This is a genomic window from Pseudoxanthomonas sp. (genome assembly GCF_002863005.1).
Lineage (GTDB): Bacteria > Pseudomonadota > Gammaproteobacteria > Xanthomonadales > Xanthomonadaceae > Pseudoxanthomonas_A.
In genome coordinates, this window is sequence record NZ_PKDG01000055.1 from 1 (window position 1) to 6,887 (window position 6,887).

A 6,887-nucleotide genomic window follows, 5' to 3' on the forward strand; every position below is an offset into this window, starting at 1 on the left:
CCAGCGCCTGCACTCGGCGCTGGGCTATCGATCACCGGTGGAGTTCGAGCAGTGCCGCTAGAGAACCGCTGTCCACTTTTTCGTAGGAACTGCCACCCGCTTCGCGGGTCGGCTTAATTCAGGCGTTAGGTGCCTTGGGGAGGGCACGGCAAATGGAATTTTCTGCACTGATAGGCGCGCTCACCTCCGCGTTCGTCCTTATCGTTCAATCATCAATGCTTTGGCTTCAGGCTCGTGCACTCCGGCGACACGGGCATCCGTCATTTCGCTGGCTGGCTGCTGGCAGCGCACTTGGCGTGCTTTACTGCGCTGCTTCCATTCCTCTCTATGTGCTGCAGCTCGGAGAGACGGCGTACTGGGCGTTAGTTGGCGGTTCTACTTTGCTGGTTTTTTCGGGTGCCGCGCTCGGCTTGACTGGTACGATTCTTCTGTTCCGGTCGTACGCCAAACTTGCGGAGCGTGCTGGTCCAAGCTCAGTAGCCGGCACCTAACAATTCATTCCAGCCGAATCGGTAGTTCCTACGGTTTAGTGGACACCTTGACCTAACCCTCAGGAGTGTCCCAATGCCAAAGCCAGACCCCAGAACCATTCATCGCTACAGCGATGCCTTCAAAGCCTCCGTCGCTCGCTTGAGCCAACAGATCCCAGTCGAGCCTGACAGTTCAGGCGAACCGGATCCGCGTCGCGGAGAGACACAAGGCGTTCGCCATCACACCGGGCAGCCTTGTCGATTGAGGAAGAAGGTGGGCCGGTAGCACACGAGCCGCGCAGACTGCTGAGTACGGCAAACCAGAGCCATTGGCGGTGATCGTTCTCGAAGCCGCACGCACGATGCATCAGATCATGCATGCTGTGCTGAAGAACTTCGGATATGCCATCAGGAGCTTGCATGCAGAAGGACGACTATTGGTTCCGGGCGAAACGGTCAGGCTGGGGTTGGGCCTTGCCGATCCGATGGCAGGGGCGGCTGGTCTATGGTGTGTCCCTGGCGCTGCTGGTCTCTGTCTTCCTGTTGTTTCCACCCGACCGGCACGTCGTCGCCTTCATGATCGGCACGTGGGCCGTGCTGCTGGCGCTGATCGCGATCTGTTGGCTGAAGGGCGAGCCGCCGCGCTGGGGCAAGTAGCCGCGCTGTAGGATCGTGGCAGACTCGATGCACTCCACTTTTCGACCACGTCTCGGGTAGGGAGCTGATGTACATGGGGATATCCCGCAAGCACGCACTGATCGGCGGTATCGCTGCCATCGCACTCGTCATCGCCTTGCAGGCCTTCAACAGCGCCGGCTGCTACGACCATACGCTGCTGACGTTCCTGCAGGTGCTGGGCATGTTTCTTCTGGTGCCGTTGCTACCGGCGGTGATATCGCTGTTCACTGCTAACCCGTTGCGGGCCGCCGGCGCCTGCCTGCTGTTCGCACCGTGGCTGGTGTTCGCTTACTACACCGATTGCGTGCGTCCCTATCAAGGCGGCGGTGCGTCGATGATCTACGTGGCGGTACTGCTATGGGGCACGCCGTGCGCCATCGTCGGCGCACTGATGACCGGGCCTGTGATGCGACTGTTCGGCATGTCGGTGGCACCGCGTCGATAGCCTGGCGCGGATCGGCGCAACGACCGCGGCGCGCCCTATTCCGCCTCGTCCGGCGGCAGCACGATGCCGTCCGGATCCACCGCCAGGCGACCGGCGGCGAGCACGGCCTGGGTGCGGTTGGTGACGTGCAGCTTGCGCAGGATGGCGGTGACGTGGGCCTTGATGGTGGCTTCGGACACGCCCAAGTCGTAGGCGATCTGCTTGTTGAGCCGGCCGGCGCCGAGCATCTGCAGCACCTTGAACTGCTGCGGGGTCAGGTCGCGCAGGCGCTGTGCCGTTTCCTGCTCGTCGCGGCTGGTGGCGGGCGCGTTGTGCGCTTCTTCGGGTACCCAGCGTTCGCCATCGAGCACCGCCCCGATGGCTTGGCCGATGGTGTCGGAATCGGCCGACTTCGGAATGAAACCCAGCGCACCATGGTCGAGCGCGCGACGCATCACCGCCGGCTCTTCGCGCGCGGACACGATGACAACCGGCAGCTGCGGATGCAGCGCGCGCAGATGCACCAACGCATTGAAGCCGTGCGCGCCGGGCATGTTGAGGTCCATCAGCAGCAGATCGGCATCCGGGTGCGCATCGACCAGCACGTACAGCGCGTCCACACTGTCGGCTTCATGCAGTTTCACGCCGGGCATCACCCGTTGCACGGCGCCGCGGAGGGCTTCGCGGAACAGCGGGTGGTCGTCGGCGATCAACAGGGTGGGCATGGCGGTGCGATCCATCGTGATGGGAAAGGGTAATCCTTGATGCGTTTGCCTGCACAGGGCGGCGTGTCCCGCCCCGTGCAGCCCGTCTGCCCTCCCCAGCAGCCGGTTACTTCACCTTGCGTTCGGCGACCAGCGATTCGACGACCGACGGGTCGGCCAGTGTCGAGGTATCGCCCAACTGCTCGGGTGCGTTCTCGGCGATCTTGCGCAGGATGCGACGCATGATCTTGCCCGACCGCGTCTTCGGCAGGCCCGGCGCCCACTGCAGGTGGTCGGGCGTGGCGATCGGGCCGATCTCCTTGCGCACCCAGGCCACCAGTTCTTTCAGCAATTCGTCGCTCTGCGCTTCGCCGGCCTTCAGGGTGACGTAGGCGTAGATGCCCTGGCCCTTGATGTCGTGCGGGAAGCCAACGACGGCCGCTTCGGCCACCTTCGAATGCGCGACCAGCGCGCTTTCCACTTCGGCGGTGCCGATGCGATGGCCGGAGACGTTGATGACATCGTCGACGCGGCCGGTGATCCAGTAGTACCCATCGGCATCGCGACGGCAGCCGTCGCCGGTGAAATAGGTGCCCGGATACGTGCGGAAGTAGGTGTCGATGAAGCGCTGGTGGTCGCCGTACACGGTGCGCATCTGGCCCGGCCAGGAATCGAGCAGCACCAGGTTGCCCTCGGTCGCGCCGTCGAGCTGCTCGCCGTTGGCGTCGACCAGCGCGGGGCGTACCCCATAGAAGGGCAGCGTCGCCGAGCCTGGCTTGAGGTCGACCGCACCTGCAAGCGGGGTGATGAGAATGCCGCCGGTCTCGGTCTGCCACCACGTGTCGACGATGGGGCAGCGCGCGTCGCCGACCACGTCGTAGTACCAGCGCCACGCTTCCGGATTGATCGGCTCGCCGACGCTGCCCAGCAAGCGCAGTGAGGCACGCGAGGTCTTCTTCACCGGCGCTTCGCCTTCGCGCATCAGCGCGCGGATCGCGGTGGGCGCGGTGTAGAAGATGGTGACCTTGTGCTTGTCGATCACTTCCCAGAAGCGCGACACGCTGGGGTAGTTGGGCACGCCTTCGAACATCACCGCCGTGGCGCCGTTGGCGAGCGGGCCGTAGACGATGTAGCTGTGGCCGGTGACCCAGCCCACGTCGGCGGTACACCAGTAGATGTCGTCTTCGCGCAGATCGAACACGGCCTCGTGCGTGTACGCCGCGTACAGCAGGTAACCGCCGGTGGTGTGCAGCACACCCTTCGGCTTGCCCGTGGAGCCGGAGGTGTAGAGGATGAAGAGCGGGTCCTCGGCATTCATGCGCTCGGGCTCGCACTCGGCCGGCTGCGCATCGACGACGGCGTCGAACCAGCGGTCGCGCGGCATCTGCATGTCCACCGCGCCGCCGGTGTGGCGGACCACCAGCACGGTCTCGACGGAGTTCGTGCCGGGCAGCTTCAATGCGGCATCCACGTTCGCCTTCAGCGGCACCTTCTTGCCACCGCGCAGGCCTTCGTCGGCGGTGATGATCAGCTTGCTGGCGCAGTCGGACACGCGGTCGGCGATCGAGTTCGGTGCGAAGCCGCCGAACACCACCGAGTGGATGGCGCCGATGCGCGCGCAGGCCAGCATGGCGACGGCCGCATCGGGGATCATCGGCAGGTAGATGGTGACGCGGTCGCCCTTCTGCACGCCCAGTGCGCGCAGCGCGTTGGCCAGCTTGCAGGTGCGCTCGTACAACTCGCGATAGGTCACGCCATACGACGGCGAATCCGGGCCATCGGGTTCGAACAACAACGCGACCTTGTCGCCGCGTTCGGCCAGCTGGCGGTCCAGGCAGTTGACGCTCGCGTTGAGCTCGCCGTCGGCGAACCAGCGGATGTGGAAGTCATCCAGCGCGTAGTTGACGTCCTTGATCTGGGTCGGCTTCTTGAACCAGTCGAGGCGTTCGGCGGCCCTGCCCCAGAAAGCGTCCGGATCATCGATCGAGGCCTGGTAGTCGCGCTGGTACTGCTCGCGCGTGATGCGGGCCTTGGCGGCGAATTCCGGCTTGACCGGATACAGGTCAGTCATGAGGTCCTCCCGGGACGTTCAAGTAATGCGTCGATTCTGAAGCAAGCAGGGCGGACGGCGCGCCTCCAGGGTAACGGCGCCGGCGCATCCGGGGGTTCGAGTTTGACGCATACCGGCGTGCGGCATTGCAGCATCGCGATTAGACGATGGTCGTAAAGCGCGCGCGGCGCGCGCCGCGACGGAGCGTCGCACCCCTGTTTTTGCAGGGCTTTGCGTTTGCTGCACTGCCGTTACGACTAATGGCGAATAGGCGGTGCCGGCACGCAGGGGCAAGTCTCCCTCCAGCCGCGCAACGCGGCCATCAACCTTTCGGGAGGGGTTATGACCCAACGTTCCGCAATCGCGCGACGGCCGCTGGCTGCCGCGCTGTTCGTCGCCTTGATCGCGCCGGGGATGGCGTTCGCACAGACCGCCAAGGAAAAAGCGCTGGAGGCGCGCGTCGCCGATCTTGAGCGGCAGGTGCAACTGCTGCTGTCCGCGCAGCAGCAACAGCAGACCCAGATCGCCACCACGCAGGAGCAGGTGACGCAGGTGCAGGCCAAGCAGGCCGCCGCACCCGCCGCCCTGCCCGCCGGCAAGCAGCCGATCCAGGGCACCACCATCCTGACCGCCGCCAATCCGGGAAGTACGTTCTCCTATGGCGGCTTCATCAAGATGGATGCGATGGCCACCGATACCAGCGACGGCCGCATCGCGGACGGCTCGTCGGGGCGCCTGTTCTACGTGCCCAGCACGATTCCGGTGGCCGGTGCGGGCGCCGATGGTGGCGATGCGTACACCGATTTCCACGCGCAGTTCTCGCGTTTCTGGCTGAGCGCCGACCACGTGACCGACAGCGGCGACAAGTTCAAGGGCTTCGTCGAGATGGACTTCTTCGGCGGCGGCAGCAATGCGCTGGCCGGCAACGAGACCGCGACGAACACCTACGCCGTCAGCCTTCGCCACGCGTACGTCAGCTGGAACAACTGGCTGGCCGGCCAGACCTGGTCCAACTTCATGGACGTGGCCGCGCTGCCGGACGCCGTCGACTTCGTCGGTCCCACCGATGGCACGGTGTTCGTGCGCCAGGCGCAGGTCCGCTACACCAAGGGCCCGTGGTCGTTCTCGGCCGAGAACCCGCAGACCACCGTCACGCCGTACCGCACCGGTGCCCGCTTCAACAGCGGGGACAACGCCATGCCCGACGTCACCGCGCGTTGGCTGACCAAGGGCGACTGGGGCCACTTCACCGTCGCCGGCATGGTGCGTCAGTTCAAGGTGCTGGACGAAACCGACACCGGCGCGTCCGTCAGCGTGTCGGGCAAGTTCAACCTGGGCAAGAGCGACGACATCCGCTATGCGTTGAATGCCGGCCAGGGCATCGGCCGTTACCTCGCCTTCGGCGTCGGCAGCGACGTGGTGACCGAAGCCAATGGCGACATCAGCGCACTGGATGGCTACGGCGGCTTCGTCGCCTGGCGCCACGTGTTCAGCCCGAAGATCCGCACCAACCTGATGTATGCGGCCTCGCATTTCGACAACGACGCCGCGCTGACCGGCTTCGGCGTCACCGAGCGCACGCAGTCCATGCACGCCAACCTGATCTATTCGCCGTTCCCGAAACTGGATATCGGCGCGGAGCTCATCTACGGGCGGCGTTCGCTCGAGGATGACCGCGAGGGCGACCTGAAGCGTCTGCACACCACCGTCAAGTACACATTCTGAGGGGAATCCACATGAGTTCCACGTCCGTGCAGCATTCGTCGAAGGGCGAGCTGACGAAGGGCCACAAGAAGGTCATCTTCGCCTCGAGCCTCGGCACCGTGTTCGAGTGGTACGACTTCTATCTCTACGGGTCGCTGGCGGCGATCATCGCCAAGCAGTTCTTCAGCGGCGTCAATCCCACCACCGGCATGATCTTCGCGCTGCTGGCATTCGCGGCGGGCTTCTTCGTCCGTCCGTTCGGCGCGGCGTTCTTCGGCAGCCTGGGCGACCGCATCGGCCGCAAGTACACGTTCCTGGTCACCATCCTGATCATGGGCATCTCGACCTTCCTGGTCGGCGTGCTGCCCAACTACGCATCGATCGGCATGGCGGCGCCCGTCATCCTGATCGTGCTGCGCCTGGCCCAGGGCCTGGCGATGGGCGGCGAGTACGGCGGCGCGGCGACCTACGTGGCCGAGCATGCGCCTGACGGCAAGCGCGGCCTGTACACGGCCTTCATCCAGACCACCGCGACGCTGGGCCTGTTCCTGTCGCTGCTGGTGATCCTGGCCTGCCGCCTGTCGCTGGGCACCGAGGCGTTTGAAGCCTGGGGTTGGCGCATTCCGTTCCTGGCGTCGATCATCCTGCTGGGCATCTCGGTGTGGATCCGCCTGCAGTTGAGCGAATCCCCGCTGTTCCAGCAGATGAAGGCCGAAGGCAAGGGCTCGAAGACGCCGTTCCGCGATTCGCTGAAGGGCGGCAACCTGAAGCTGATGCTGCTGGTGCTGTTCGGCGCCACCGCCGGCCAGGCCGTGGTCTGGTACGCCGGCCAGTTCTACGCGCTGTTCTACCTGCAG

7 protein-coding genes are annotated in these 6,887 nt (G+C 65.0%); 5 read left to right on the top strand and 2 right to left on the bottom strand.

Features of this window, described 5'->3' with window-relative positions; all coding sequences use genetic code 11:
* Positions 1-152: 152 nt before the first annotated feature.
* The 3 genes from CYU89_RS18060 to CYU89_RS18070 all read left to right on the top strand — a co-directional run bounded on the left by CYU89_RS18060 (position 153) and on the right by CYU89_RS18070 (position 1,593).
* Positions 153-491 carry a hypothetical protein gene (locus CYU89_RS18060; protein ID WP_296282917.1) on the top strand — a complete coding sequence of 113 codons (339 nt, stop codon included), beginning with the start codon at positions 153-155 and terminating at the stop codon, positions 489-491.
* Positions 492-890: 399 nt separating this feature from the next.
* Positions 891-1,127: a hypothetical protein gene (locus tag CYU89_RS18065; protein WP_296282918.1), complete on the top strand. Its 237-nt coding sequence runs from the start codon at positions 891-893 to the stop codon at positions 1,125-1,127.
* 73 nt (positions 1,128-1,200) lie between these two features.
* Entirely contained in the window at positions 1,201-1,593 is a 393-nt protein-coding gene (locus CYU89_RS18070; protein ID WP_296282919.1) for a Na+:solute symporter, read from the top strand.
* Between the two features lie 35 nt (positions 1,594-1,628).
* Here CYU89_RS18070 and CYU89_RS18075 read toward each other — a convergent pair whose 3' ends face one another.
* Entirely contained in the window at positions 1,629-2,297 is a 669-nt protein-coding gene (locus CYU89_RS18075) for a response regulator transcription factor (RefSeq protein WP_296282920.1), read from the bottom strand.
* Between the two features lie 106 nt (positions 2,298-2,403).
* The gene (gene acs / locus CYU89_RS18080; RefSeq protein ID WP_296282921.1) at positions 2,404-4,347 is read right to left on the bottom strand and encodes an acetate--CoA ligase; all 1,944 of its coding nucleotides are present in this window, start codon (positions 4,345-4,347) and stop codon (positions 2,404-2,406) included.
* Positions 4,348-4,668: 321 nt separating this feature from the next.
* Here acs and CYU89_RS18085 point away from each other — a divergent pair, with 321 nt between their 5' ends.
* On the top strand, positions 4,669-6,051 hold the full coding sequence (locus CYU89_RS18085) for a DcaP family trimeric outer membrane transporter (RefSeq protein ID WP_296282922.1): 1,383 nt from the start codon (positions 4,669-4,671) through the stop codon (positions 6,049-6,051).
* Between the two features lie 11 nt (positions 6,052-6,062).
* On the top strand, positions 6,063-6,887 hold an 825-nt coding region (locus tag CYU89_RS18090), incomplete at its 3' end, for an MFS transporter (RefSeq protein WP_296282923.1).